Here is a 25,553-nt window from a genome sequence, read left to right as displayed (position 1 = left end):
GACCCCCGTGGCGCCCGTAGGTCCGGTCGGCCCTGTGACGCCGGTAGCGCCCGTGGGCCCGGTGGGCCCTGTGACGCCCGTAGGCCCGGTGGGCCCGGTCGGCCCTGTGACACCCGTGGCGCCTGTGGGCCCAGTCGGCCCTGTGACGCCGGTAGCGCCTGTGGGCCCAGTCGGCCCTGTGACCCCCGTGGCGCCCGTGGGCCCGGTCGGCCCAGTGACGCCCGTGGCACCTGTGGGCCCGGTCGGCCCTGTGACGCCCGTGGCGCCTGTGGGCCCGGTCGGCCCTGTGACCCCCGTGGCGCCCGTGGGCCCGGTCGGCCCGGTGACGCCTGTGGCGCCCGTAGGCCCGGTCGGTCCGGTGACACCTGTGGCGCCTGTGGGCCCGGTCGGCCCGGTGACCCCCGTGGCGCCCGTGGGCCCGGTCGGCCCTGTGACACCCGTGGCGCCAGTTGGTCCTGTGGCACCAGTAGCACCCGTGGCCCCTGTAGCTCCATTTACACCCGTAGCCCCCGTATCACCGGTAGCCCCTGTCGCTCCAGTCGGTCCAGTGTCCCCTGTAGCTCCTGTTGGCCCGGTCGGTCCCGTAATCCCAGTCTCATGGCAATTGCAACAAGAGAAATGGGAGTCGCTGACATAGATTCTTCTCGTCATCGGGTTCTCCCCCTCCCGTAAAGTCCAATTTAGTATATTAAATGCAGAAGAGGAGCTGTCGGGACACGCACTCGTCCGTGGTTAACCGCACATTTTTGAATAAAGAGGATTAAATGGGTTGTTAACTCCTGAAACTATGTGTGGAGTGAGGGCTTTGAATAAAACAAAGCTAGTCAGTGGATTACGTGATTTGTAAAGGAAATTTATTGATGAGGATATTGTATTCAGGAGAATGATATGATTTAGTAGAGCTTCATCTTGCTCTGTATTCGTACATACCCATGAACACAGTTCATTTTGACCGAAGATCGGAAGCAAACAACTATTCAGATAAATCTAGTCGTATTACTGATACAAGTTAAGAGTTTAGACATTTGCTGCGAGTTTATCGCGGCTGTTTGTTATTCTTCCTTATAGTTATTATGTCAATTTTTCCATGTTGACTCTCTAATTGAATAATATTATATTAAATAATATTAGGATATATAATTATAGAATAAATATTCATATGAGCATTTAAATAGTAGGGTGAACATCATGTTTAAAAATTTGAAGGAAAAAAGAGGGATTTAAAATGGAAATTGGTGTAGATACTTTTGTAGAGACAACCCCAGATGTTAAAACGGGTGAAACGATTAGTCATGCACAGCGATTGCGGCAGGTTGTTGAAGAAATCGTCCTTGCCGATCAGGTTGGGTTAGATATATTTGGGGTCGGTGAGCATCACCGTAAGGAATTCGGGGATTCTGCTACTGCTGTTATACTGGCGGCAGCGGCACCTATGACCACAAGAATACGCTTAACCAGTTCGGTTACTGTGCTCTCCGCTGCAGATCCAGTACGATTGTTTCAGCAATTTGCCACACTCGATGGTATTTCAAATGGACGTGCGGAGATTATCGCGGGTCGAGGCTCCATGGTCGATGCATTTCCATTGTTTGGTTATGATTTAAAAGACTATGATGAGCTTTTCGAGGAGAAACTGGAATTATTATTAAAATTAAGAGACTCAGAGAAAGTATCCTGGAACGGCGTACATCGACCGAGCTTTACGAATCTAGGTGTGTATCCGCGTCCGGTTCAGAATCAATTACCCGTATGGCTTGGCAGTGGGGGGAATTCAGCATCTGTAATACGTGCAGGGGTACTTGGACTTCCACTTGTTTTGGCCATTATTGGCGGAAGTCCTTTGCAATTTGCTCCACTCGTGCCGCTGTATAAGAACGCTGCTACTCGTGCAGGACATGATGCTTCGAAATTAAAGATAGCGGTGCACTCACTCGGGTTCGTTGCGGACAGTACCTCGCTTGCGGCCGACAAGTATTTCCCTCCTACACAGGCGTCGCTTAATTATTTTGGTAAAGAGCGCGGTTGGGGACATTATAGTCGTTCCAACTTTGATGCAGCACGCAGTTTAGAAGGTGCACTCTACGTAGGCGATGCCGAAACGGTCGCCAACAAAATTGTTTATATGAGAAAACATTTGGGCTTCTCACGATTTTTCTTACATTTACCTGTCGGCACCATGCCGCATGAGGAAGTTATGAGAGCCATTGAACTATTAGGAACAGAAGTCGCACCGCGAGTTCGGGAAGAGGTCGCAAAATGGGAAGCTGAAGAAGGAATTTCGAGATAAAACCAAACCATAAATCTCCAAGTTGACATACTATCTACTAAAAGGTAGAATTACAACATGAATAAAAACAAAAACACTTCAGAAATTATTTTGGATACGGCTCAGTCGATCGTGCAGCAATTCGGATTTAACGGATTCAGCTATTCGCACATTGCAGAAAAAGTAGGCATACGCAATGCTAGTATTCATTATTACTTCCCGAACAAGGAAGATTTGGGAGAAGCACTGATTGAACGATATCATAGAAATTTTATTTCTATGGCAGCTCAGATCGATACGGAAACCCAGCATAATTTAGAAAAGCTGCGCAAATTCATTTTGATTTACAGTGGTCCTGTTCAAGATTATTGTGCTTGCCTAAGTGTCATGCTATCGACTGACTTGGCTACTTTATCAGGTAAAGTACAAGTAGGATTATCACAGTTTTTCGCTTCAAATTTAGAATGGTTGGAACGCGTGCTGGAACAGGGACGGCGTGAGGGACATCTGCATTTTGAAGGCTCCGCGGATGTACAAGCACATCAATTTCTTGCTTCACTACAAGGTGCGCAATTATTGGCTAGAAGCTTTCATGATATCAGTAAGTTTGAAAAGATTGCCGATGGCCTAATATCCGCTTTAGCTTGAAAAAGGGGGCGGATGATTTTTTAATAACCATCTACCTTTTAATAGGTAAAATTATTTTTTGTGAAACATGGCATGTCGTAAAGACTCGGCATGGATAACAAATACAACTTAGAATGGAGCAATTATAAATGAAAACTCTAGTCATCGTAACGCATCCTAACATCGAAACATCGAACTGGAATAAATCTTGGCTTGAAGGTTTGCAAAAAGATGGTGGATTCACTGTTCATGAATTATATAAGGAATATCCTGATGAAAATATCGATGTCGCGAAAGAGCAGAAGCTCATTGAGGCACATGATCGGATTATTTTCCAATACCCGCTGTATTGGTACAGTTCACCGTCTTTGCTTAAGAAGTGGTTTGATACTGTCTTACAATATGGTTGGGCCTATGGACCAGATGGCTCTAAAACGGCAGGCAAAGAAATAGGTGCAGCCATTTCAACGTATGGCACAGCAGCGTCTTATCAAGCAACAGGATCTAATCGCTTTACACTACAGGAGATATTACGTCCTATCGAAGCACTTGCCGAATTCATCAGCGCTTCCTATCTGCCTCACTTTGCACTTAACGATACTTCTACCGTTACGGAAGAACGTTTAGCACAGAGTACGAAGGATTACATTCATCATATTAAAACAGTTAAGCCAGTTGGTGTTAAGTCATGAAAGACTTACTAATTGACATATATATGGATACAACATGCCCCTGGTGTCGCATGGGAACCAAGAGTATGTTAGCTGCATTGAAACAATTACCACAAGACACAAAGGCAATCGTCCGTTGGCATGCTTTTCAGATTAACCCAGGTATTCGGCCTGAAGGAGAAGATTATCGCCAGGTTATGATTGGCAAATTAGGTGGCGTTCCTCAATTCGAAGTAAGAAAAAAGCAGTATCAAGAATACGGTGATCATTATGGCATTAAGTTTAAGATGGATCTTGTAAAATATACGCCCAATACCACTTTATCGCATCAGTTAATCGCTATTACTCCTGAGAACATGCAAGAACGATTGATCCAGCAAATCTATACGGCGTATTTTGAAAATGGGATAGATATCGGTGATATAGATGAACTTGTAAAAATAGCTAATACTATTGGGATCCCTAACGATGCTGAGCTGAAAACGCGGCTTTCGCAAGGTGAGGGGATTGAAAAAGTTGAATTAGGACAACGCAACGCGGAAAAGTTAGGGATCAGAGGAGTTCCTTACTTTGTCATTAATGAGAAGATCCGTTTATCTGGATTACAATCCCCTGAAGAATTGATCAAAGTTTTGAGCGGCACGCATGAAAATATTACGGATTAGAAAAATAATGGTAGTCACGTATAAAAGATCGAAAATATCTATCTTTTAATAGGTAAGTTCAATGTGAAAAACAATACCGCAAGCAGCGGTCCCAATAACGTGATCTAGTTCCATCAGTGGGCCGATTCATACGATAAATTGCCCTCCCTATTCGATTCGGAAGTAGGGAGGGTAGGTGTGCTTAAAATGCTTCATACAGGTAGACTATATGGATATGTCAGTTTTTTATTATTGCTGTTCCTTATCTCACATAGGTGGTTCAACATATTGACTTGTACATAAGATGTAAATATATTATATATTATTAGATTAAATAATTTTAGGTTAAATAAATCAATTTCTGGGCCGAAGGAAAGGTGCTTCGAATTTTTCTGATTGATGTTCCTGCAGAAGTAGATTATCTTTTGTATTAACAAAGCCAGATAAGGTGGTCGAAAAATGACTGAACGCGATGCTGAGGGGAAAGAAATTGATTTAAGGCTTACAAGAGTACTAAGAAACATGGTAAACGCGTTGTACGGAAGCTTAGAACGAGACATTGACAGCTATGGCCTCAGTATGGAAACGTTTAGAATCCTCGAGCTTCTATACAATAAAGGTCCACAACCCATACAAAAAATAAGTGATACCTTCTCCATCCCGAGTGGGAGTATTACCTATGTTGTAGATAAGCTGGAGAAGAAGGGCTTTGTGGAACGGCTGCCAATCCCCGGTGATCGACGCAAAACGAATGTGACATTGACTGGTGAAGGACAAAGTTACTTTGATCAGATCTTCCCTAAGCATGTTCAGAAGATCTCCGAAAATTTGTCATTTGCGACGGATGAGGAGAAACTTGAACTTATCGAGCTCCTTAAGAAAATTGGATATGGCATCAAGAATCGGCAAGAAGCTTCCAACAAATAATGGGGAGCTTCTTTACGTTTAACGGTCAGCAACTATGTACCATGGGGAAAAATAAGGTCATCTCGTTGAATAAATCACTTTTGCCCAGATACTTCATCTGGGTTTTTGGTGTTTTTATCCATTGCTAAATATATTTTAAAATTCACTTGCATAACGAATACGTGTTCGGTATATAATATGGAAAAGCGAATACATGTTCGTATATGGTGGTGAGGACATGAGTAATAGTTCAAAAGTCGAGACAGAAGAAGATGTCCAAATGATTAAAGAATACACATTGCTACCCATTCTGCTGGATATGCTGGCAAGAGATATGGAGGAGCTGAAGGTTTATAAGGATAAGATCGTATATAATCACATTCTGTTTTATCTCAGAGAGGTTGAGATGGCGATTTATCCCGAATTACAACGGTTGAAGAGCAAAATGAAGCAGCGAGAGATTAAGGTGATCCATACAGAAATGAATGCTTTAGGCATTAATGTAGAGTACAAAGTGCGAGGTTACATTCATCATTTCACGATGCTTCGTAGTTTGGTCAAAGCTGAGCTTATGACTACGCTGATGAATATGCGGGGGGAATTGCGATGAGCAAGGGGAACAAGGGTGGGGAACGAACGATTTTCCTAGCGGACTGTCAAAGCTTCTACGCGAGTGTAGAAAAGGCGGATCATCCAGGTCTAGAGAACAAACCAGTTGCCGTTGCGGGGGACCCTGCGTTAAGGTCGGGCATTATTTTAGCCGCCTGCCCTATTGCCAAAAGATTCGGTGTATCCACAGCCGAACGGTTGGGTGAGGCACTTAAGAAGTGTCCTGAGCTGATTGTTATGCGTCCACGCATGCAGCATTACATCAATACTTCTCTGCAAATAACCGAAATATATGAGGAAGTTACAGATTTGGTTGAAGTATTCAGCATTGATGAGCAATTCCTAGATGTCACAGGGAGTCTACCGTTCTATGGAGATGCGATGACGATAGCGACAACTTTGCAGCACAAGGTACTGAAACAAACCGGCGTTAAAATTCGCATCGGAATTAGCTCGAATAAAATCCTAGCGAAAATCGCGACCGATATTTGGGCTAAAAAGAATGCCAGCGGCATTTTCACACTTCACCCATCTGCTATTGAGGAGTATCTGTGGAAGGAGCCTGTTAGTAAAATGTTTGGTGTTGGTTCGCGGATGACGGCCCATTTTGCCAAGCTGGGTATGTATACCATCGGCGAAGTGGCGCGAACACCGCTGCCGCAGCTGAAGCAGAAATTTCGCGCGCGCTTCGGCAAGCAGTCGGACATTCACGCCGAGGTGATGTGGCGAACGGCAAATGGACTGGATGACAGTCCCGTCACGCCAGGCACGTTCGATACGCCTCCGAAGTCAATCGGCCATATGATGACGCTGCCGAGAGATTATGCGGAATCCTCCGAGGTGAACACGATCCTCATGGAGCTTACTGAGGAAGTGTGCCGCGATTGTCGGCGCAAAGGCTATATGGCGTCCATTGTGACGGTCAGCTGTATGTGCAGTCCGTTTGATGCGCCGACGGGCTTTTCGCGCCAGATGAAGATGCCGGATCCGACGAACCATACCGGTACGGTATTCCAAGCTGTGAAACAGCTTTTTTATAAGTTCTGGGATACGATGCCTGTTCGCCGCGCGGGTGTGATGCTAAGCCAGTTTGTGGATGATGCGACTTATCAACTCACACTCTTCGAGGATCAGGTGAAGGCACGAGAGCTGGAGAAAGTGACAGACAGCATTAAGGATCGGTTCGGCAATGCGGCGATTGTTCGCGCGTCCTCCTTGACGACAGCGGGTCAAGCGAAGACTCGCTCGCTCAAAATCGGAGGCCACTATAAATGAGCAAAAAGCTACAGGATAACGGACTGTGGGAGTCTAGTCGCATGATGTTGCCGCAGCATCGAGAGGCTTTTCAAAGTGTGCGGCACGATAAGCCCGTTCCTACGAAGCGTCCGACGGCGGATGATATTGGGATTATGAGAGAAGCTGTGCTGTTACCGCTTATGCATACGATTATTGTGAGAAAGGCGAACGAAATGGAGCGCTCGTCGGAGATGTTAAGGGCCTTGTACGCGAAGGTGGCTCTGGTTTTAGCCAAAAACATGAAGGCAGATTTAGCGAAAGTGAAGCGGCATATGCTGGAGAACGGCATGAGCGTTTGCGAAGAGGAAAAGGACGATCAGATGATTCGTTACCGCTATACGTGCCGGGAGCACGAAGATCGGTTTACAATGACGAGAGATTATCTGCGTGCAGAGATTGGCGTGAGAATTGGTCGATATGCCGACAGTCTTGTCACAACCATTTATGGGACGGATCCGCGTGTGAGTGTGTTAGAGACGGAAGCGAAGAAGAAATCGTGAGATGTGCCAAAGAGCAGCGAGTCATACACAGCCTGAAGAAGAACACTTCTTCGGGCTGTACGAATTGACGTGAGCCTATCTTTTTTCCATAATGGAGAGAGGGTTAAGGATAATCGTAAGGGAGAAGGATGTTGACGGATGTGCGGACGCTATACAATCACCGTAACGTTAGAGGAATTGATGCTGCGTTATGATATGTACGACAACTATATGCCGAGATATAGTCCTAAATATAATGTAGCGCCAGGGCAGCAAGTGATGGCCATCGTCCATGACGGGCAGCGAAATAAGCTGGGCGAGCTGCGCTGGGGACTAATTCCCGAATGGGCCAAGGATGCGAAGGTAGGTTATCAGATGCTTAATGCGCGCTCCGAGACCTTATCGGACAAGCCTGCCTTCCGCAAGCCGTTTGAACGCAAACGCTGCCTCATCCCGGCGGATTCTTTCTACGACTGGAAAGGGACTGGCAAGCATAAGCAGCCGATGCGCATCATGCTGCGCAGCAAAGAACTGTTCAGCATGGCAGGGCTTTACGACACATGGACGTCGCCTGAGGGCGAACGTATCTCCACATGTACGGTCATTACGACGGAATCGAACGAGTTGATGAGGGATATTCATGAGCGTATGCCTGTCATTTTGCCCCGGGAAAAGGAAACGGCCTGGCTAGACCGCAATAACAGAAACATGGAACAGCTCAGTTTGTTATTAAAGCCGTATCCTTCGGAATTGATGATGGGGTATCCTGTGTCGAGCCGAGTAGGGAACGTGCGGAATGACGATGAGCTCTGTATAGAGCCGATAAGCCTGCTACTTTAAAGGTAGAAGGTTATAGAGAATGGGAGACTCAAGTAATATGAGAAATCGCATGGCACGAAGAATTATGATTATGCTTGTTATTGTAGCGGCGATCAACGGTTATATAGGCTGGCACTTGAAAGTTTTTCTATCGCATTTAGGGGGAGCTTCCTATCATCCATGGTTGTATTGGCCTGTGTTTTGGATTGTTGCCTTCTGCTATTTAATGGGGCGGTTTGGAACAAAGGTGCTGCCACCAACAGTATCGCGGTCGCTAAACGTCGTTGGTTCCTATTGGTTGGCTCTTATGCAATTCGGTATACTCCTTCTGCCAGTCACGGATGTGGCAATAGGTGTGCTTTACTTGGCATCCGTCTCACCGGCCACGTATGTGCCATTGCTAGGTTGGATCGATGTAGCTATCCTACTTATATTGCTTGCATTAGGTTCTTATCTGGCGCGGACACCGGTTATCCGTAAGTACGAGATTACGATTCCTAAACAAGCAGGGGACTGGAAGCAGCTTCGAGTCGCCGTCGCATCGGACATTCATTTGGGCAACGTCGTCGGTAACGGCCATTTACGGAAGCTTGTTAAGCATGTGAATGGGATGAAGCCTGATCTTATCCTGCTGCCGGGTGATATCATTGATGATGATATTAAACCTTTTATTCGTTATCAAATGGGGCGAACGATGCGGGAATTGCAAGCTCCGTTAGGTATTTATGCCGTGCTTGGTAACCACGAATACTATGGTGGACATATTCCAGCCTTCGTGGAACAAATGGAACAAATCGGCATTCGCGTGCTGATGGATGAAGTCGTTCATATCCAAGACAGCTTATATATCGTGGGGCGTAAAGATAAATCAGCGGAACATTCCGCTGAAGGGCGTAAACCGCTAGCCTCCTTGATGGAGGAACTGGAACTCGCGCAGCCGATTATTGTCATGGATCATCAGCCGCACCACTTAGACAAAGCTGCAGCCGCAGGCGCCGATGTGATGCTGTCAGGGCATACCCACCGTGGTCAAATAGCGCCCAACCACTTATTCACTAGACGCATCTTCGAACTCGACTGGGGCTATTTGCGCAAAGGTAATCTACATGCGATTGTTTCCTCAGGCTTCGGAACATGGGGGCCACCCATACGGTTAGGCAGCCAATCCGAAATCATTGAGCTGTTGATTCATTTTAACAAGTAACGATAGAAAAGAGGATGAACACCTATGCAAGAAATAGATAAGAAGCAAATTACCCCCGTGGAACTGGCTGCAGCGATGATGCAGCTGACGATGAAAGGGATCGAAAGTAGCTGGGACACGTTGAAACCTGCTGTAACGGCCTATTTATCCCATCCCGTGTTAACGATGGCCAAAGAAGATGAATTGTTGAGAGAGATCTACATAGCCGCTTTGGCATTGGAGATTTATTGTATTCCTTATGCTTTCGAGGAAGAAACAGCACGTCTAGTTAGCTTAGGCATGGGAGAGGTGATGTCTTCAGCCAACTTAGTGGAGCATCGCTTATCCGAGTCGATCACACAGTATTACCTCCCGCGATTGGAGGCTGTAGCCGCGGCTGCTCCTGCTGATTTGGCGATGGAGCTTGTTCAAGAGGCAACGAGAATCCTATACGAGCGGATCGATCTCCCGCTGAAACCTGCAGATTGGGCGACAAGCTTGTTAGGGGCGAAACTATTCCCATTCATGGCTGGCATCGTCGGCAAATGGCCGATCTTGGCTATGAAGTTTGAGGTTAAGCCCGAGTAATACTTGGGGGACTTGGCTAGGCGCAATTAGGATGATGGGATGGAGGAGAATGATACGAATGACAAATAAAAGAGTTCATGTTTATATATTATCTGGATTTCTTGGGAGCGGTAAAACGACCTTGCTCACCAAGGCCATCGATTATTTTACAGAAGCGGGACGCAAGCCAGCCGTGATTATGAATGAAATTGGTGAAGTGAATTTGGACGGGCAATTAATCGCGAATGAGGTGCCGATGTCAGAATTACTCGGAGGTTGCATTTGCTGCTCCAGCCGTGGGGATTTGGCAACTGCGCTGAATGATTTGGTAATAGAAGAGCAGCCTGATTTGATTTTCGTTGAATCGACAGGGATTGCGAATCCGATGGAGATTATTGATGAAGTTACAGACGCATCGCTCGTGCTCCCTATCGAACTTTCAGCGATGATCACTGTTGTGGATGCACCTCAGCTGCTAGAGTTGAATCGAACAAGCCGTGGGAAAACCTACCGACTCATGCGAGATCAAATTCGCTGTGCGAACTTACTCCTGCTTAACAAAACGGATTTACTGCAGGAAGCGGCGCTTCAAGAGGTTCATGATCTGGTACGCGAATGGAATCCGTATGCGGATTTACATTATACGGTATTCAGTCAAATCGACATCAGACTAATTGAAGATATCCACATGGACGTTCCTAAGAGGACGAAGGTTCAACCAGATTCGAACGGTCATACACGGGGGCATAACCACGAGCCATCCCATGAGGATGAACATCATCACCATTCCCATCGCCATGTGATGGCATATACACATTTTTTTGAACGAGCCGTAGATAGTAATGCCTTTGAAGAATTCGTCAGTAAGCTGCCTCAGGAAGTGTATCGGGCCAAAGGGATTCTTAGCTTCTCGGATACATCGAGTCGTTTCTTATTCCAATACGCCTACAGAGAAATGGATTTTGTGAAAATTACGCCCAAAGGTGATGTGCCCGATGTAGCGGTCTTCATTGGCGAGAACTTCGCCAAAGATGCTATTCGTGCGGAGTTGCTGAAGTTAGAAGCCATGTCCAACACTTGACGCAAAAGCCCATTTGCTGCACTATAATAGGAGAAGATTTCAACACAGAGGGGTAATGCAAGTGAGTACGCATACGCATACAGATACGATCGATGAGATGCTAAGAGCGATGTCGCAGCAGGGCTGGCGAATTACAGAGCAACGTAGAAGTTTGGCGACTCTATTCGCGGAGTCTGGCGGTTATTTATCGCCTAAGGATGTCTATGAGCATATGAAAGTGAAATATCCAGGCATTAGCTTCGATACTGTGTATCGTAATCTCCGATTGTTGAGCGAGATGGGTGTTCTGGAGCAATTTCATTTGGCCGATGGCTTGAAGTTCAAAGCGAGCTGCTTGTCGCACCATCATCATCACATGATTTGTCTTAGCTGTGAGAAGACAGTGACGTTTGAGTTCTGTCCGATGAAGCTTGTACAGGATTTACCAGAGAGCTTTGAAGTGCAAAGCCATCGGTTTGAGATATTTGGGTATTGCGCGGATTGCAAATCAGCCATGCCTGTTCCTCAAATAAGCGAGTAGTCCATCGTCTTATTCATATTATACTTAGAGCAGTCTGCTGGGAGAAACCAGCAAGACTGCTTTTTGGTATATGGCTACCTGCTTTTGGTCACATGAAGCAATTCAGGAACGGTTACGAAGGTGTAACCAGCTGCTTTCAGCTTCGAGACTAAGGGTCCAATGGCTTGCACAGTGCCAGATAAATCCTGGCTGTCTGCGCCTCCGGAGTGCTGAAGAATAATGGAGCCTGGCTTCGTTTGCTGGATAATATTATGGAGCACTTGGTCTGAATTCAGCGATTTCCAGTCAAGGGAATCGACATTCCAGTTCACAATTAAATAATGATGATCTGCCATCCACCGGACTTGTTCCTCATTAATTGCACCATAAGGCGGACGGATCAACCTAGGTGCGTAGCCGATGAGACCTTGGAGCACATTGTCTGTGCGTTCAATTTGGTTTTGGAATTTATCCACAGATAGCTTGGGAAGATTCGCATGACTATAGGAGTGGTTACCAATGACATGCCCCTCATGGACGATTCGTTGAATGATATCCGGATGTGTGCTAGCCAAAGAACCAAGTACAAAAAAGGTTGCTTTCACGCCATTCGCTTTCAACGCATCAAGCACTTTTGGCGTAAAACGCGTATCGGGTCCGTCATCGAAGGTTAAAGCTATTTTCTTCTCCTGACTGGAGCCGCGCAGCTTGAAGGTGTCTGGGTATTTAACAACCAGTTGTGAGAGAGAAAGTCTCTTCTGAGAAATTCGCGCTTGCCCTTGATTTTTCTGAACAGGCAGGGAAGGTCTCTTAGAAGCTTCTGGTTGTATAGCTGCTTTCTTGGGGCTCGTTTTTGGTTTCGAGCTTGGCGACAAGGTAGGAGTAGAGATAAGCGTACGACGTGTCTCTTGTGTAGCTGTTGGTTGTGCTGAAGCGGCTGGCGTGTTAATAGGCGAAAGAAGACTTATCTGTTTCGACCGAATGACATCTGTAACGAACGGAGACGCGATGGGCTCCCGAGTAACATCAGTAGATGTCTGGGTGACCTCTGGATAGGTATGTTGAGTTGAGTTTTGTTCTTGAAAAGGCTTCGCTAAAGGCACACCGCAGCTTGTAACAAGCAGACAAATGATGCTGACGGACCAAAGCCGTTTGGTCATGGCAATCCCCTCCGAGCATTATGACTATGCTCTAGGTTTTGTTAGGGTGGGTCATCTTATCCAGTGAAAATAACGGAAACAGAATAATCCTTAGAGATGTCCCTCATAATCACCGCTGGATAAAAGTGCCCCTGTGACAGCATCAATCGTCACTGTCTGCCGGTTACCGTAAGGAGAATATAAAGCTGTAATCACCCAAACCTTGGTGTATCGTTGTTGATCCGGAAGTGGGACAGACCAAGCCGGAAGGAGCAGAGCGCTCCATACGGGATTGTCTGCTTGAGAAATGGTAGTCATGCCAATGGACAGGGCTTGCTCCTTGGTCAGAAGGAGGGGATTTGCAATGGTGGGGTCCGCGATCATGCGTTCATTAACGGCAATGATATGTAAAAGGACAGAGGAAAACTGGCCAAAATGGCCATATCCCATTGTCTCAAATGTTAGGGGAGTACGTTTATAGGCAGATCCAGCAATTGATGCTACACCGATCTCGGTACCATGCTCATCCTGAAAGCTTAGGTAGGCATCAATGATATGTGCCTGATCATCAGTGCCTTCTAGCTGAAGCTGCCCTGTAACGCGGGTATTGGCTCCTGAATCTACAGCAATAATATTCCCAACGGTTACTTGTGGATAAGTGGCATCGATGAGTTGGAGTGGTTCATTCTTGATGATAATTCGCTGCTCCTTGGGATCGTAATCAATGTTCGCCCCAAGGTGCTCCGCAGCAAACCGAATAGGCACATAGGCGTGCCCTTGCACGTTAAGAACCGAATAGTCGTCTGGTAAAGATACGGTGTTCCCATTGACTTCAAATGCAGCTGGAAAAAGGAGTGCCTGAATCGTGTCGGAAGCTACGGCTACCGAAGAAAGTGAGATTACAATGCCAAAACAGGTGCCGGCAATGAATTTTTTCACGAGATTCCTCCTTCAAATAATGAAACAAATGATTACGAAATGATTTTCTGAAACGTCACAATATCCAGAAATTTTCCCCATTTGAAACCAACCTCACGATAATAAGCGCATTGCTCGTAACCGTTTCGAGTAAACATATGGATGCTAGCTGAATTATCTGCGCAAACCGTCGCAATTAATGAGTGAAAGCCTCGCTCTTTGGCAATCGCTTCTACATATTGAATGGAGGCGGATCCAATTCCTTTACCTACACATTCCGGATGTAAATAAATCGTTACTTCACCTGTCGTATCATAGGCTTGTTTTTTCTTGTGGGGCATAACTTGGACATACCCTTGGGGTATCTCGTCCAGAAGAATGACATAAGTCTGATACCGCGGGTTAGCGTGAATGACGCTCTCCGTAAATTCAGGTAATGCGACGGGCTCTGTGTGGAAAGAATAGGTGGAGTGAACAACAAAATGATTGTAAATATCCATCAAAAAAGAGATGTCGGATGGTGCTACTTGCTTGAAAGTTAAGGAAGACATGATGTGGGCACCTCGCTGAATGAAATAACAAACTTCAATATATGTTCCACGGCGGCAGTTATATACCTTCTCGCGGTGAGATTTTCAAATAGACATTCCGTACTAATCCATGTATCTTAGAGATAATAGCTACTAGAATTAGGGGGAGTCATATGTCGGGCAATTCAAGTTATATTCTCGTGATCGTCATTGGTGTCATCTTACTCGCAGGCCTGACGTACATGAATCTACGCAAAATAAGCAGATCTACTGCGGATTTAACCCAGCTTAAGAAAAGAACGCTTCTCTGGAGCGAAGTCTCCTTAGCATTGTTCGTCGTGCAATTATTTTTCCGTGACCGTAATGGCGGATTCTTATTGTTTTTTGGGATATTGACCTTGTTTACAGGGGCGCATTATGTTGGGGTGTTGTATCATTCACGTAAAAAGAACCGTTAAAAAAGAAGAGAGGCTCTCCACGTAGGCAACTACGGAAGGGAGCCTTTATTTTATTTTCAATGATATAACATGTGAAATTTCCTGGGTTAATCGTTCCAACTCGATGGTTTCGTCTTCGTGGACGATCCCCACTTCTGGTACCATTTCTTCTTCTGCTTCTGGCCCATTAACGTTCGTAACTGCAGCATCACAAGCTTAGCCCGATCCTCATCGGCGTACTTGTCACGCAAATTCTCAAACACAGGTTGATCTTTCATAACTTACCTTCTTTTCTGGCTGTAGGATGAATGTAAAATAAAGGGAATATATGTTCTTGTTTTTTGATTATAGCATAAAATGGAAGAGGCAATCAAGTTCTCAACATGAACTTCATATAGCATCAGGGCAGATGAGCCTTGGTGCTATTTTCTCTTTTACAATAACTAAAAGACTTGTATATTCCCATTAAATGGAATTAATGTTAATGTATAAATATACCAAATTATAATAATAAATGGAGGTATCCATGTTCAAAAAAGTAGAGAGTGTGCTAGAGTTACAACGCTTTGATGAAATCTGGACCCGGTCCTGGGAGGAGAAAGGATTCGAACTGGAGTATTCCGAAGGAAAGGTCGATCGCTATTTAATTCGAAATGATCAAAATGACGAAATAGGTTCCATAGAATTTAAAGCATTTAGCCATCTTTCAGAAATTAATGCAATTTTCCCTTTTCATCATGTTGATAAAATTAAACACAGTCGCACGACTATTGAAGTGGATAAAGTAGCCATTTTGAACGAACACCGTGGTAAAAACTTAGATCGACTCCTTTCAGCCATGGTTTGTTATGGGGAGACGAATCGGGTTAACTATTACATAGCCTTAATTGATCCCTTGTTGTACCGAGCATTGCGTGTTGTGTATAAAGTACCTTCTGAGAAATTGGGAGAAAAAATGTTCTATAAGGGGGATTACGTGTATCCGGTATATATAGATGTGGAATTTGTGTATAGAAATAAAGATCAGTTTTCGTGGTTGAAGGTTTATGAGAGGGTGTAGAGGGTGGAGAAAAAGAGGATGAAGAAAACCTGTAAGGTCTCGAGTTGAGGCTTACAGGTTTTTGATGTTGTAAATGATAATGGTCTTAGTCCAATAGTGTAGATAGTTTCAAAGTGGGACGGCCTATCCTTTTAGGATAGGTTTTTGTGTATTCTTAATCATATTAATTATTATTTTATGTTACGATAAAATTCGATCCAACATTTACCAGGGGTGCAACTTATATAATGAAGGTGATGAGGTCATTTACGTATTTTTGAAGGGCTAAATGGACTGTTATAAATATACAAAATTGATATAGTTAGTAATTAATTTTAAATTTGGAGGAATTGACTTGAAACGTATTTTCATTTTAATTATCTTAGCATTGGTTATTGGTTGTGATAATCAAAATTCTACAGGTGGAGAGGAGGAACAGCCTAGTAACACGATAGTTCCAAAAGAAAGAGTTGAAACTGTGGAAACACCCAAGCCATCTCCAACTGTTACTCCAACAATTCAAACTGAAACGTCTACTCCATCGACGCTTCCATCTCCAACAGTTTCAGTACAACCCACCGAAGTAATAAATTCAAATAAAACTTTGCCAGACGTGGATAAAGTTATTACTGGAACTTATATATATCCTTGGTCCAATCCATTGAACTCAGGTACGGCAGAAGTTACCAAAATATCCACTAATAAATATCATTTAAATGTTTCTGTTGTTCATGGGTTTGGTCATAATATCGGTGAAATTGACTCTGATTTTACCTACGATGGAAAAAACTTTGTGCTATTAAATGATCAGTATAAAATAGTCACCATTTCATTTACGGATTACACTCTTACGATTGACTATCCTGGCGAGGGATTTGGTGGGGCAGGAGCAGAGCCTAAAGGTACGTTTTACTTGAAAAACTCTGGTGTTGATGATGCTCCTTTTTTGAGAACACTATACGAAAAGTTAAAGCTCAGAGATCAGTATCGCCATGGATTTACAGATGTACTAACCTATAATATAAACAAGACACAGAAAGTTTTATTGGTTCGTTCTAAAGGTAGCATAAACCGCACTCAAATTGTTGCTGAGTCATTGGTACTTTATGATACTTCAAATCAAATCTTTGATGTCTTAGGTGAAGTAAATAGTCACAAAAGTCAGGAAATTCTTAAAAAGCTAGAAAGTTTAAAAGCTTCTCCAGAATTAATTTATCAACTCTTGCACAAAGATTATGCTGATCGATTCATTGAGTTAGAAATGAAAAGATTTGATAATGGTGATCGAACAGTGGGTGAACCAGATAAATTTAAACTTACAGATGCCGAGGCATTTTACATCGTTACTGGTATTGAGGGTGCTACGTCAACTTCTAATAATAAACGTAATTCTGACAATATTGGTTCAATATTTAAGACAGAGGTTGATCACAGCGATAATAAAACGGTTACTATCCATATCTATGAAATAGTACGTAATGATAAAGATGACGAGCATACAGCGACTGCTGACTGGTTGGAGTTGGACCGTTCAACTGGTGAGGTATCAAGCATGATTTTTGATAAATGATAGTGCAGATTGAACGTGATTTACAAGAAGAGATTAATTTATTTATTAAACTAAAAAGGAAGATTAAATTGAAACTTAAAAAAAATGCTATTATATCCTCAATTACTTTGGCTTTTATTCTTGGAGGTTCACTCGGTGCAAAGGCAGATTCAGTATTAGAGTCCATTTCTGCATATCTAGATCATAGTATCAAAATAAAATTGTATGGTACTGATTTTGCTTTAAAGGATTCAGAAGGAAATAAATTAGAGCCTATTAATTACAATGGAAGTACATATCTACCAATACGATCAGTGGCGGAAGCAACAGGGATGAAAGTAAAGTGGGATGAGGAGTCAAGAACAGCAACGTTAGAAAAGGATTCAATTGTACTTGCTAATACTACAGATAAAAGCGGAGTTAAAATTAGTATCGATGGGCTATGGAGTCCAACTTATATTACAGATGTTAAGAAAATATACAGCAATTGGTATATGGGTGTACAGTTTGAGACAACAACAATTGACAAATACGGATTTAAGGACAATATTTCAAGAAAAATCGAAGAACTTAAAAAGCATTCAAGAATTATAGAAATGAAAGAGATATATGTAGGGGATTTAAAAGGGACTTATATTGATCGCGAAGAATCAGATGCTCGAATTAAGATGGTTTTCATAGAAAGTAATAATTCAGATGAATATTTCACGGTTGAAGTATTTATTGAAAAAAGTAAATACAGTGATGAAAATAATGATGCTTTCGATCGAGTTATTTCAACGTTTGCAAGATATAGATAGTATAAGAAGAGGGATGAAAGTATGGAGTTTTCTAACGAAATTGAAATTCAAAGATCAATAAATGATTATGAAACTGATGAGTATAATCCTTTTGTAGTGACATTTTACTATAACTTTAAAAATATTTGTACGGTTTTGTAGCAAGAGGTGAAACTGGTTTTACGCAATATGGTCTCGATATAATCGCAGCTGGAGTTTCCTCCTTAGTAATAAACACAGTAAACTCAGTAAACTCAGTTCAACAACTAACCAACGATCAAGTTGATTCTGAAGTGAAACGTAACTTCACTAAATTCATTTTACCTAAGCTTCAAGATAATAATGGAAGTCGAGAGGCTATTGTATTATTACAGTCGCTTAAGTTAGGAATTCATAGTATACAAAACACTTATGGACAAAAATATATAACAATTGAAGAAATAAAAGAGGAAAAGAGAACGCTTTTAAAGAGGCTATTTGTTAAATAGCAATATACCAGTAATTCATTTAGAGGTATTGCTCCGTAGATACTTCTTCAAATAACATCATTTTTCACGCTGAGACGCGATACGGCGATGTGTGGCAGCTAGTGGATCAAAGCTTATGACTTGTGAGCAGATGAATAGGAAATGACGTGCGCTGAAGTTGGATAGGATCTGCTAAAAGTACAATAATCTTCAAAAATTATACCTAAAGATTTATTTACATGGTAATATTTAGTGGGATGTTCTACATGGACTTTTTCAGAGAGGGAATGTCCTTCGACGTTGAAAGTTTTCCATGGTCAAATTATTTGTTCTGAAATACTACAATATTTTGTAACTGGAGGTAAATTTAATTCATGCAAGTAACAAAAAAGCTAATAAAAACCCTACTAGTCTCGGTGCTTATCTACTCTTTCTCAGTAAGTACTTTAGTTAATGCTGATTCCCAATCATCAGAAAATGATGCTAAAGTTGGTTGGTCAGAAATTGGCGCATTTGGCCTTGCAGTTAAACAAGATGGAACGGTTTGGGCATGGAGTGGAAATAGTGCTTCAAAGCCAACATCAAACATAAAAGATGCAGAGAATGCAGGTATTACTATGGTCCCGGAACAAGTTAAAGGCATCTCAGATGTCACTGCTGTCGCCTCAGGCCATGGATTCTCTTTAGCTTTGAAGAAAGACGGTACAGTCTGGGGTTGGGGTGGCAATGGTGATGGTCAACTAGGCGATGGAACCCAATCTGTTTTTGATCCAAAAACCTATGAAACAATAAAAAGTGCAGATAAAGATATACCAGTGCAAGCAATAGGTCTATCCAATGTGGTTGCTATCGCAGCAGATTGGAACACAAGTTATGCAGTTAAAAATGATGGTACCCTTTGGGCTTGGGGGGGGATCTACTATCGTAAAGCTGATGGAAGGGTTGCCAATTATATTGTCCCTACCCAACTTAAAAAGTTCTCCGATATAGTTTCTGTCTCTCTAGGTTGGGGAAATATGGTTGCTTTAAAGAAAGATGGTACCGTATGGATACCTTCACATGGAAATGTTGTTCAAGTCGACGGACTTAGTGACATTACAGAAATTGCAGCTGGAGGACAATATTCGTATGGCCTAAAGAAAGATGGAAAAGTTTGGTTTTGGGGCTCAAATGGTGAGAGTGGGGCAGTAGTTGGTGGGAAAGATACTGCTGATCATTCAAAACCTCAATTACTTGAAGGAATTGAGGATGTCGTCTCTGTACAAGCAAGTGCAGGAGGGCCTCTTCTCTTGAAAAGTGATGGAACAGTTTGGGCTAGTGGAACAAATACAGGTGGACAGCTTGGAATAGGTTCTTATGAAGATAGTATTGTCCCTGTTCAAGTAAAGGGTTTAACAAGAATAAAAAAAATTGCAGCTTCTGGAACTGATTTTAAATCGATGGCTTTAAAAGCGGATCATACTCTCTGGTCATGGGGAAATGGTTATGTTGGGGATGGTACGAAATGGTATAGGACGGTACCAGTTTGGATAAAAAGTTATGATTCTGAAGTATTACAAGAAGATCAAATAATTGTGAAGTTGGATAATAAAGAACTGGAGTTTGATCAACCCCCTATTATTATCGAAGGAAACACAATGGTGCCCTTGCGTAAAATCTTTGAGGCACTAGGGGCAGATATTCAATGGGATGAGGATACATTAACAGTAACGGCCACCAAAGGACAATCAGTCATTAAACTCAAAGTAGGTAGCGATATTGCTTATGTAAATGGAGTGAGCACAAAACTAGACTCAGAACCATTGATTATTGAGGGAAGGACATTAGTCCCCGCGCGATTTATAGTAGAATCCTTTGGAGCTAAGGTTAGTTGGGAAGAAAATTCAAAGACAGTTTTTATTAAAACTAAATAAATATGTTTAACCCCTCAGCTCAGGTATTATGGGCTATATGGAATATATTGCGTCACATTTTCCGGGAAAATAATGATAGACCCTCAAAATCTTGATGAAACACCTAAAATAAATAAAAGCCCAAGGAGTTACATGGGCTTTTTTTGTGTTTAATTTAGATGTAATAGGATTAAGTTTTTTCGTTTGGTATCCTAATGGTACCTTAAACGATTATGGAGAGCCTGTACTACTCATTTTTTTAGAATTGTTATATACATAATTCCTTAATATATCAACGGGTTCTGAAAACTGTCCTATAAAATAATAACGGCGACTGCTTGCGCAGCCGCCTCATGGGAGAGGAGAAACCGGACGAAGAGCTTATGGGGAAACGTAAGCCTTCTCCGCGGTTGTCTACGACATTCTCTGATGTCGATAATGTAAGGATGACCGATTTACGGTAAATTTATACATCGGAGGGATAAAATTTTTGTAACAGATTAGTCCATGTGGTACGATAGCAAAAGAATGAACCAGCATGAAGGGGAAACGCACGATGAGAGTGATATCAGGCACGGCCAAAGGCCGGTCGTTAAAGGCTGTACCCGGTACAAGCACACGGCCAACAACAGATAAAGTGAAGGAAGCGATCTTCAGTATGATCGGACCTTATTTTGACGGAGGACAGGTACTTGATCTGTTCGCAGGCACAGGCGGGTTAGGAATTGAAGCGCTAAGCCGAGGTATGGATAAGGCGGTATTTATTGATATCGAGAAGAAAAGCATCGACACCATACAGCACAATGTACAAGTAGCAGGTGTGAAAGATCAGGTGGAGATATACCGAACGGAAGCGTCGAGAGCCGTGAAGGTGTTGGCGAAGCGGGCGGAACAATTTCAACTTATTTTCCTAGATCCCCCGTATCGTATGAAAGGAATCGCAGAGTTGATGACGATGATGGAGGAACAAGCCATTGTTGACGCGGATGCGACGATTGTGGTCGAACACGATGCGAAAGATGTGCTGCAAGACACGATAAGTGGATTTAAACAGCAGCGCAGAGCGGACTATGGAGATACAGCTGTAACCATATATAAACGCGACAACGCATCAATATGAGTGAGTCAGCGAAGGAGATGAGGGGCATGATGAGGCAAGAACACGGGATAACAGTTGCGGTATACCCAGGAAGTTTTGATCCGGTTACATACGGCCATCTTGATATTATACATAGAGCGGCGAAGGTGTTTGATAAGCTAATTGTAGCGGTACTCAACAACACATCCAAAAATGCGTTATTTAGCTTGGAAGAGCGGATTGAGTTACTTAGGAAAGTGACCGCAGATCTTCCTAATGTGGAGATTGATGGGTTCCGAGATTTGATGGTAAATTATATGAAGGCTCGGAATGTGCGTCTGATTGTTCGTGGGCTTAGGGCTGTTTCTGATTTTGAATATGAGTTGCAGATGGCGTCAACGAATCACAAGTTGAACCCAGATGTAGAGACGTTCTTTATGACGTCGAAGCCGCAATTTTCGTATTTGAGTTCCAGCATCGTCAAAGAAATTGCGAAATTCCATGGGCCTGTTGAAGAACTGGTGCCTGCCGAGGTGGAAGAGGAGTTAAGAAGAAAGTTCCCTCAGACCTAAGAAGCAGATGGTCTAAAGGAACTTTGTCCTACTTGCGTTAACCATGCAATCACTATTTTATAAAAAAGTTAGTTCACCGTTTTCTTCTGGAAAAGGCGTAAGCTAATCGAAATCAGCAGCATGAGGCTGAAAATAAAAAGGAATTGCGTCAGCATTGGTCCCCACAGGCCCCATGCCGATTCGCCGTTCACAGGAAACGATGCCGCGGCCTCTCCTGAGGATTTGTCCAACCAAAGAAAGCTAGGTTCGGAATCCATGAAAAGCATTTGCAGAGGCGTCCATAGCACAATGGTCGTGAATAAGGCGAGAACAGCGTGAAGGGCACGCGACTGTAAGAAAAACAAGTAGCGTGCATCCGTCTTCTGATGAAAGCCTGCGACCTGTGCGTGGGCGGATAGACCGCCCCAGCCAAGAAATGTGCTAAGCAGCGCCATTTGCGGGAGAAGCGGGAGATCGTTAGCTTGACTGAACGAGTAGGCACCGAGGTGAACTTCCATTAAGCCTTTGATCCAATGAGGCGTAGTATCTGTGAAAATGTTCATAAAGCTCAGTAGAAACTGCGTGAAGGGCCGCAGAATATCAGCAAAATGAGTGATCGAAATCACGTTGATCAACACGGAGAAAATCATCATATACCCGCCGATCAACATAAGGGTTTGTACAGCATTAGCCACGGCATCACCGAGCAGTTTACCGAAGGAACGACCGTCATCCCAATAGGCTTTACGCATGGTTGTAAGAGCTGAAGCCCATATCGTAGAGGGATCTCCCTGCATTAAATTGACCGTCTTCGGTTCAGCGGCAACGGGCTTTTTACCCAATCGCATCAAGAATCCCGTTATAATCGCGGAAATGTAGTGAATAATCGCAAGTAGAATCCCTAGCTTGGCGCTGTGCAAGAACCCGATGCCGACCACCATGATAAGGAATAAGGGGCTGCATACATGGGAAAGAGCCGTTAAACGCTCTGTTTCTGTACGGGAAAGCAGGTTTTTTTCGCGCAGGGATGCAGTAATTTTAGCGCCGGCAGGAAACCCTACAATAAAGCCGGAGGCCAGTGCCCATCCGCTCACACCTGGCAGGCGAAAGATCAAGCGCATCAGCGGTTCCAAGAGAACGCCTGTGCCTTGAACGACACCAAAGCCGATCAATAGCTCGGCCATGATAAGAAAAGGCATCAAAGCAGGAAAGACGAGCTTCCACCAAACGGTAAGCCCTTCGAGAGAAGATTGGAAAGCTTTGTCCGGAAATAAAATAATAGATACGACAACTAGTCCAGCCAAAACACCTAGTACCAGTGTAGTTAATTTAGAATTGGATCTTGTATTCATAGGCTGCATAGCATCACCTCGTCCTTCGAACATGCTTCATTGTACGCAAGAAGGCAAACGAATAGACCAAGCTTTCACATGGATTGGAATGGCCAAAACATCAGGCGAAGGCAACAGGAAAGGGGAACCTGTATGGAAAGGGAAGAAGAAAGTACAGTTCAGGCGTGGTCGAATGATTCCTATCGATATCCGAGAGGTTCGTCGACGAGACGTTATTTAATCTCTGCGCTTATCGGTATCATCATTTTATATGTGATGTTTTTTGTAAGACTTCCTTATTTTATCTTTATGCCAGGCACCGCGGAAGAAATTAAGCCCATGGTGTCGATTGTCAAAACCACAGGCACAGAGAAAGGCACACTGATGCTGACAACGGTGCGTGTCGCCGATGCCAATGTAGTGAATTATTTAGTAGGACTCGTTCATCCCTATGAAGAAATTGAGCCCAAAACGTCGGTTCTCAAGAAGGGAGAGTCCGAGCAGGAGTATTCGCAACGTCAGGAATACGTCATGCTGACCTCACAAGCAAGTGCGATACAAGCGGCTTATACCGAAGCCAAGGTCCCTTTTCATATTGAGCCTGAGGGAGTGATGGTGCTTCAGACGGTGCCAGGCTTAGCTGGCGAAAAGGTGCTCAAACCAGGGGATGTGCTTTTAAAAGCAGGCGATAAAGAAGTGAAAGTCGCACAAGATCTGTTGGATGCCATCGCAGGTAAAAAAGCTGGGGATACGATCACGATTGCGTATACGAGGAATAAGGTCGACATGCAAGCCACGCTTACGCTTGGAGCGCTTCCTCTGCAAGAGGGTGAGACTGTGCAACGTGCTGGAATTGGCGTCGTTCCTGCAGGCATGCAGTCTGTGAAAGCGGATCAGGCGGACCAGCAGGTCACGATTAAAGCTGGTGATATCGGAGGTCCTTCCGCAGGTTTGATGTTCTCTTTAGAGATTTTCAATCAACTAGTCCCAGAGGATATTACGAAGGGCTATCGCATCGCAGGAACGGGAACGATTGACACGGATGGCACGGTTGGACCAATTGGCGGTATTGAGCACAAAATTATTGCCGCGGATCGCGAAAAAGCAGAGATTTTCTTTGCGCCGAAGAACATAACGTACAAAGATGGCACCAAAATTGAGAATTATTCGGATGCTGTCAAAAGAGCCGAGCAAATTAAGACGAAGATGAAAATTGTAGAGATTGGCACCATGGAAGATGCTTTAAAATATCTAGCAGCGTTGCCTCCGAAATAATGCGTATCTATGACAAAGTCATAGATTTAAATTGACAAATCGTATACGCAGTGGATATAATAATCTTTGTTTGTTTGGGGTGAAAAAACATGCAAATTCGTTTTAGAGAGCTATCTCTGCAAGGGCAGTCGGTACCTATGAGCGAAGTTATGAACTTGACGGAACCTTTTGAGGGCCGTTCAGACATTCTTGGCCACGGACCTGTACGTGCCGATCTTCATGCAAAGTATGAAGAAGGAGTAGTGAAAGTTAACGGTACGTTAACGCTAGACTTGGAGTTAAGTTGTTCTCGATGCTTAACGCACACGAACCAAACAATTAAGCTTCCGTTCAAGGAAGTCTTCATGCAAAAACCAGAAGAGGAAGATCCAGAGCTTGACGAGGATATCCATCTGGTTGTTGGGGATAAAGTCGATTTGGAGCCTTACGTTGTAGAAAATGTAGTGGTCGGTTTACCATACATACCACTTTGTGACTCAGCGTGCAAAGGTCTATGTCCAGTGTGCGGAGAAAATCGCAATCAACGTGATTGCGGCTGTAAGCAGGATAAGATTGATCCTAGGCTTGCAGGTCTCGCGGACTTTTTTAACAAAGAATAAGGCAACGCCCGAAATTCGTATAAGGAGGTGTTTTGAATATGGCAGTACCTCAAAGAAGAACGTCCAAAACTCGTCGCGACAAGCGCCGTACTCACTTTAAATTGGAAGTTCCAGGCATGGTGAAATGTGAACAATGTGCAGAGTTGAAACTAGCACATCACGTTTGTAAATCTTGCGGAACTTACAAAAGCAGAGAGATCGTAAAAGCATAAGAATAGACATAGTACTTCATCCTAGGTGAGGTGCTATTTTTTTTGCTTTCTTTTTGGTCTTAAATTTAATATACTACAGTTTAGTATCTGGTAATAAGATGAGATCTCAC

29 protein-coding genes and 1 pseudogene are annotated in these 25,553 nt (G+C 43.6%); 24 read left to right on the top strand and 6 right to left on the bottom strand.

All coding sequences use genetic code 11. The features are described 5' to 3' along the window. Positions 1 to 477: pseudogene (locus A8709_RS35715) on the bottom strand (hypothetical protein); the annotation flags it as partial. Between the two features lie 748 nt (positions 478 to 1,225). On the opposite strand from A8709_RS35715, the gene A8709_RS19110 reads away from it, so the two are divergent. The 13 genes from A8709_RS19110 (at position 1,226) to A8709_RS19050 (ending at position 11,668) form a co-directional block, all read left to right on the top strand. Beyond that, on the top strand, positions 1,226 to 2,287 hold the full coding sequence (locus A8709_RS19110; protein ID WP_065854003.1) for an Atu2307/SP_0267 family LLM class monooxygenase: 1,062 nt from the start codon (positions 1,226 to 1,228) through the stop codon (positions 2,285 to 2,287). A 57-nt stretch (positions 2,288 to 2,344) separates the two neighbouring features. Then, entirely contained in the window at positions 2,345 to 2,914 is a 570-nt protein-coding gene (locus tag A8709_RS19105; protein WP_065854001.1) for a TetR/AcrR family transcriptional regulator, read from the top strand. A gap of 128 nt (positions 2,915 to 3,042) precedes the next feature. Further along, a complete protein-coding gene (locus A8709_RS19100) occupies positions 3,043 to 3,585 on the top strand; it encodes an NAD(P)H-dependent oxidoreductase (protein WP_065853999.1) in 543 nt (180 codons plus the stop codon). Further along, complete coding sequence (locus A8709_RS19095) at positions 3,582 to 4,229, top strand: DsbA family oxidoreductase (protein ID WP_084225116.1); 648 nt, start codon at positions 3,582 to 3,584, stop codon at positions 4,227 to 4,229. The genes A8709_RS19100 and A8709_RS19095 overlap by 4 nt, the downstream gene beginning before the upstream one ends. 438 nt (positions 4,230 to 4,667) lie before the next feature. After that, positions 4,668 to 5,135, top strand: coding sequence for a MarR family winged helix-turn-helix transcriptional regulator (locus A8709_RS19090; protein ID WP_065853996.1), 468 nt, complete (start codon positions 4,668 to 4,670; stop codon positions 5,133 to 5,135). A gap of 217 nt (positions 5,136 to 5,352) precedes the next feature. Continuing rightward, entirely contained in the window at positions 5,353 to 5,724 is a 372-nt protein-coding gene (locus tag A8709_RS19085; RefSeq protein ID WP_065854103.1) for a YhjD family protein, read from the top strand. Continuing rightward, positions 5,721 to 6,998: a DNA polymerase IV gene (locus A8709_RS19080; RefSeq protein WP_065853994.1), complete on the top strand. Its 1,278-nt coding sequence runs from the start codon at positions 5,721 to 5,723 to the stop codon at positions 6,996 to 6,998. Before A8709_RS19085 ends, A8709_RS19080 begins: the two co-directional genes overlap by 4 nt. Then, positions 6,995 to 7,519 carry a YhjD family protein gene (locus A8709_RS19075; protein ID WP_065853991.1) on the top strand — a complete coding sequence of 175 codons (525 nt, stop codon included), beginning with the start codon at positions 6,995 to 6,997 and terminating at the stop codon, positions 7,517 to 7,519. Before A8709_RS19080 ends, A8709_RS19075 begins: the two co-directional genes overlap by 4 nt. Positions 7,520 to 7,657: 138 nt before the next feature. Beyond that, on the top strand, positions 7,658 to 8,338 hold the full coding sequence (locus A8709_RS19070; protein WP_065853989.1) for an SOS response-associated peptidase: 681 nt from the start codon (positions 7,658 to 7,660) through the stop codon (positions 8,336 to 8,338). Positions 8,339 to 8,375: 37 nt separating this feature from the next. Then, positions 8,376 to 9,521: a metallophosphoesterase gene (locus A8709_RS19065; protein WP_065853987.1), complete on the top strand. Its 1,146-nt coding sequence runs from the start codon at positions 8,376 to 8,378 to the stop codon at positions 9,519 to 9,521. A gap of 24 nt (positions 9,522 to 9,545) precedes the next feature. Continuing rightward, on the top strand, positions 9,546 to 10,088 hold the full coding sequence (locus A8709_RS19060) for a hypothetical protein (RefSeq protein ID WP_065853985.1): 543 nt from the start codon (positions 9,546 to 9,548) through the stop codon (positions 10,086 to 10,088). A 58-nt stretch (positions 10,089 to 10,146) separates the two neighbouring features. Next, positions 10,147 to 11,148, top strand: a complete 1,002-nt coding sequence (locus tag A8709_RS19055; RefSeq protein WP_065853983.1) for a CobW family GTP-binding protein — start codon at positions 10,147 to 10,149, stop codon at positions 11,146 to 11,148. Between the two features lie 97 nt (positions 11,149 to 11,245). Beyond that, positions 11,246 to 11,668, top strand: a complete 423-nt coding sequence (locus A8709_RS19050) for a Fur family transcriptional regulator (protein WP_244163257.1) — start codon at positions 11,246 to 11,248, stop codon at positions 11,666 to 11,668. A 74-nt stretch (positions 11,669 to 11,742) separates the two neighbouring features. On the opposite strand, the gene A8709_RS33770 is transcribed toward A8709_RS19050, so the two are convergent. From A8709_RS33770 to A8709_RS19035, 3 genes are all read right to left on the bottom strand, one after another. Further along, positions 11,743 to 12,807 carry a polysaccharide deacetylase family protein gene (locus A8709_RS33770; protein ID WP_084225112.1) on the bottom strand — a complete coding sequence of 355 codons (1,065 nt, stop codon included), beginning with the start codon at positions 12,805 to 12,807 and terminating at the stop codon, positions 11,743 to 11,745. Between the two features lie 90 nt (positions 12,808 to 12,897). Beyond that, positions 12,898 to 13,725, bottom strand: a complete 828-nt coding sequence (locus A8709_RS19040; RefSeq protein ID WP_065853979.1) for a stalk domain-containing protein — start codon at positions 13,723 to 13,725, stop codon at positions 12,898 to 12,900. Between the two features lie 32 nt (positions 13,726 to 13,757). After that, positions 13,758 to 14,255 carry a GNAT family N-acetyltransferase gene (locus A8709_RS19035; RefSeq protein WP_065853977.1) on the bottom strand — a complete coding sequence of 166 codons (498 nt, stop codon included), beginning with the start codon at positions 14,253 to 14,255 and terminating at the stop codon, positions 13,758 to 13,760. Between the two features lie 152 nt (positions 14,256 to 14,407). On the opposite strand from A8709_RS19035, the gene A8709_RS19030 reads away from it, so the two are divergent. Then, on the top strand, positions 14,408 to 14,692 hold the full coding sequence (locus tag A8709_RS19030; RefSeq protein WP_065853975.1) for a hypothetical protein: 285 nt from the start codon (positions 14,408 to 14,410) through the stop codon (positions 14,690 to 14,692). Positions 14,693 to 14,778: 86 nt separating this feature from the next. Here A8709_RS19030 and A8709_RS34665 read toward each other — a convergent pair whose 3' ends face one another. After that, entirely contained in the window at positions 14,779 to 14,949 is a 171-nt protein-coding gene (locus A8709_RS34665; RefSeq protein WP_167357126.1) for a hypothetical protein, read from the bottom strand. Between the two features lie 248 nt (positions 14,950 to 15,197). On the opposite strand from A8709_RS34665, the gene A8709_RS19025 reads away from it, so the two are divergent. The 7 genes from A8709_RS19025 to coaD all read left to right on the top strand — a co-directional run bounded on the left by A8709_RS19025 (position 15,198) and on the right by coaD (position 22,047). Beyond that, a complete protein-coding gene (locus A8709_RS19025; protein ID WP_065853973.1) occupies positions 15,198 to 15,731 on the top strand; it encodes a hypothetical protein in 534 nt (177 codons plus the stop codon). Between the two features lie 334 nt (positions 15,732 to 16,065). Continuing rightward, positions 16,066 to 17,280 (top strand): hypothetical protein, encoded by a 1,215-nt coding sequence (locus A8709_RS19020; RefSeq protein ID WP_065853972.1) that lies wholly within the window; start codon positions 16,066 to 16,068, stop codon positions 17,278 to 17,280. A gap of 2 nt (positions 17,281 to 17,282) precedes the next feature. Beyond that, entirely contained in the window at positions 17,283 to 18,059 is a 777-nt protein-coding gene (locus tag A8709_RS19015) for a copper amine oxidase N-terminal domain-containing protein (protein ID WP_208607701.1), read from the top strand. A 125-nt stretch (positions 18,060 to 18,184) separates the two neighbouring features. Then, positions 18,185 to 18,526: a ribosomal-processing cysteine protease Prp gene (locus A8709_RS19010; RefSeq protein ID WP_065853967.1), complete on the top strand. Its 342-nt coding sequence runs from the start codon at positions 18,185 to 18,187 to the stop codon at positions 18,524 to 18,526. Positions 18,527 to 18,879: 353 nt separating this feature from the next. After that, positions 18,880 to 20,418 carry a stalk domain-containing protein gene (locus A8709_RS19005; protein ID WP_065853965.1) on the top strand — a complete coding sequence of 513 codons (1,539 nt, stop codon included), beginning with the start codon at positions 18,880 to 18,882 and terminating at the stop codon, positions 20,416 to 20,418. 535 nt (positions 20,419 to 20,953) lie between these two features. Next, positions 20,954 to 21,517, top strand: a complete 564-nt coding sequence (rsmD, locus tag A8709_RS19000; protein ID WP_065853963.1) for a 16S rRNA (guanine(966)-N(2))-methyltransferase RsmD — start codon at positions 20,954 to 20,956, stop codon at positions 21,515 to 21,517. Positions 21,518 to 21,546: 29 nt separating this feature from the next. Beyond that, the gene (coaD, locus tag A8709_RS18995) at positions 21,547 to 22,047 is read left to right on the top strand and encodes a pantetheine-phosphate adenylyltransferase (RefSeq protein WP_425262337.1); all 501 of its coding nucleotides are present in this window, start codon (positions 21,547 to 21,549) and stop codon (positions 22,045 to 22,047) included. Positions 22,048 to 22,115: 68 nt separating this feature from the next. On the opposite strand, the gene A8709_RS18990 is transcribed toward coaD, so the two are convergent. Continuing rightward, positions 22,116 to 23,387 carry a nucleoside recognition domain-containing protein gene (locus A8709_RS18990; protein ID WP_065853960.1) on the bottom strand — a complete coding sequence of 424 codons (1,272 nt, stop codon included), beginning with the start codon at positions 23,385 to 23,387 and terminating at the stop codon, positions 22,116 to 22,118. Positions 23,388 to 23,510: 123 nt separating this feature from the next. Here A8709_RS18990 and A8709_RS18985 point away from each other — a divergent pair, with 123 nt between their 5' ends. From A8709_RS18985 to rpmF, 3 genes are all read left to right on the top strand, one after another. Next, positions 23,511 to 24,632, top strand: a complete 1,122-nt coding sequence (locus tag A8709_RS18985; RefSeq protein WP_141692582.1) for a SepM family pheromone-processing serine protease — start codon at positions 23,511 to 23,513, stop codon at positions 24,630 to 24,632. A gap of 89 nt (positions 24,633 to 24,721) precedes the next feature. Next, the gene (locus A8709_RS18980; RefSeq protein ID WP_065853958.1) at positions 24,722 to 25,231 is read left to right on the top strand and encodes a YceD family protein; all 510 of its coding nucleotides are present in this window, start codon (positions 24,722 to 24,724) and stop codon (positions 25,229 to 25,231) included. A 38-nt stretch (positions 25,232 to 25,269) separates the two neighbouring features. Then, positions 25,270 to 25,443 (top strand): 50S ribosomal protein L32, encoded by a 174-nt coding sequence (gene rpmF / locus A8709_RS18975; protein ID WP_056624823.1) that lies wholly within the window; start codon positions 25,270 to 25,272, stop codon positions 25,441 to 25,443. Positions 25,444 to 25,553: the final 110 nt, after the last annotated feature.

It is taken from the genome of Paenibacillus pectinilyticus (assembly GCF_001700435.1).
Classification (GTDB): domain Bacteria; phylum Bacillota; class Bacilli; order Paenibacillales; family NBRC-103111; genus Paenibacillus_E; species Paenibacillus_E pectinilyticus.
The sequence above is the reverse complement of the archived record's forward strand: the minus strand, read 5'-3'. Positions and strand labels throughout refer to the sequence as shown.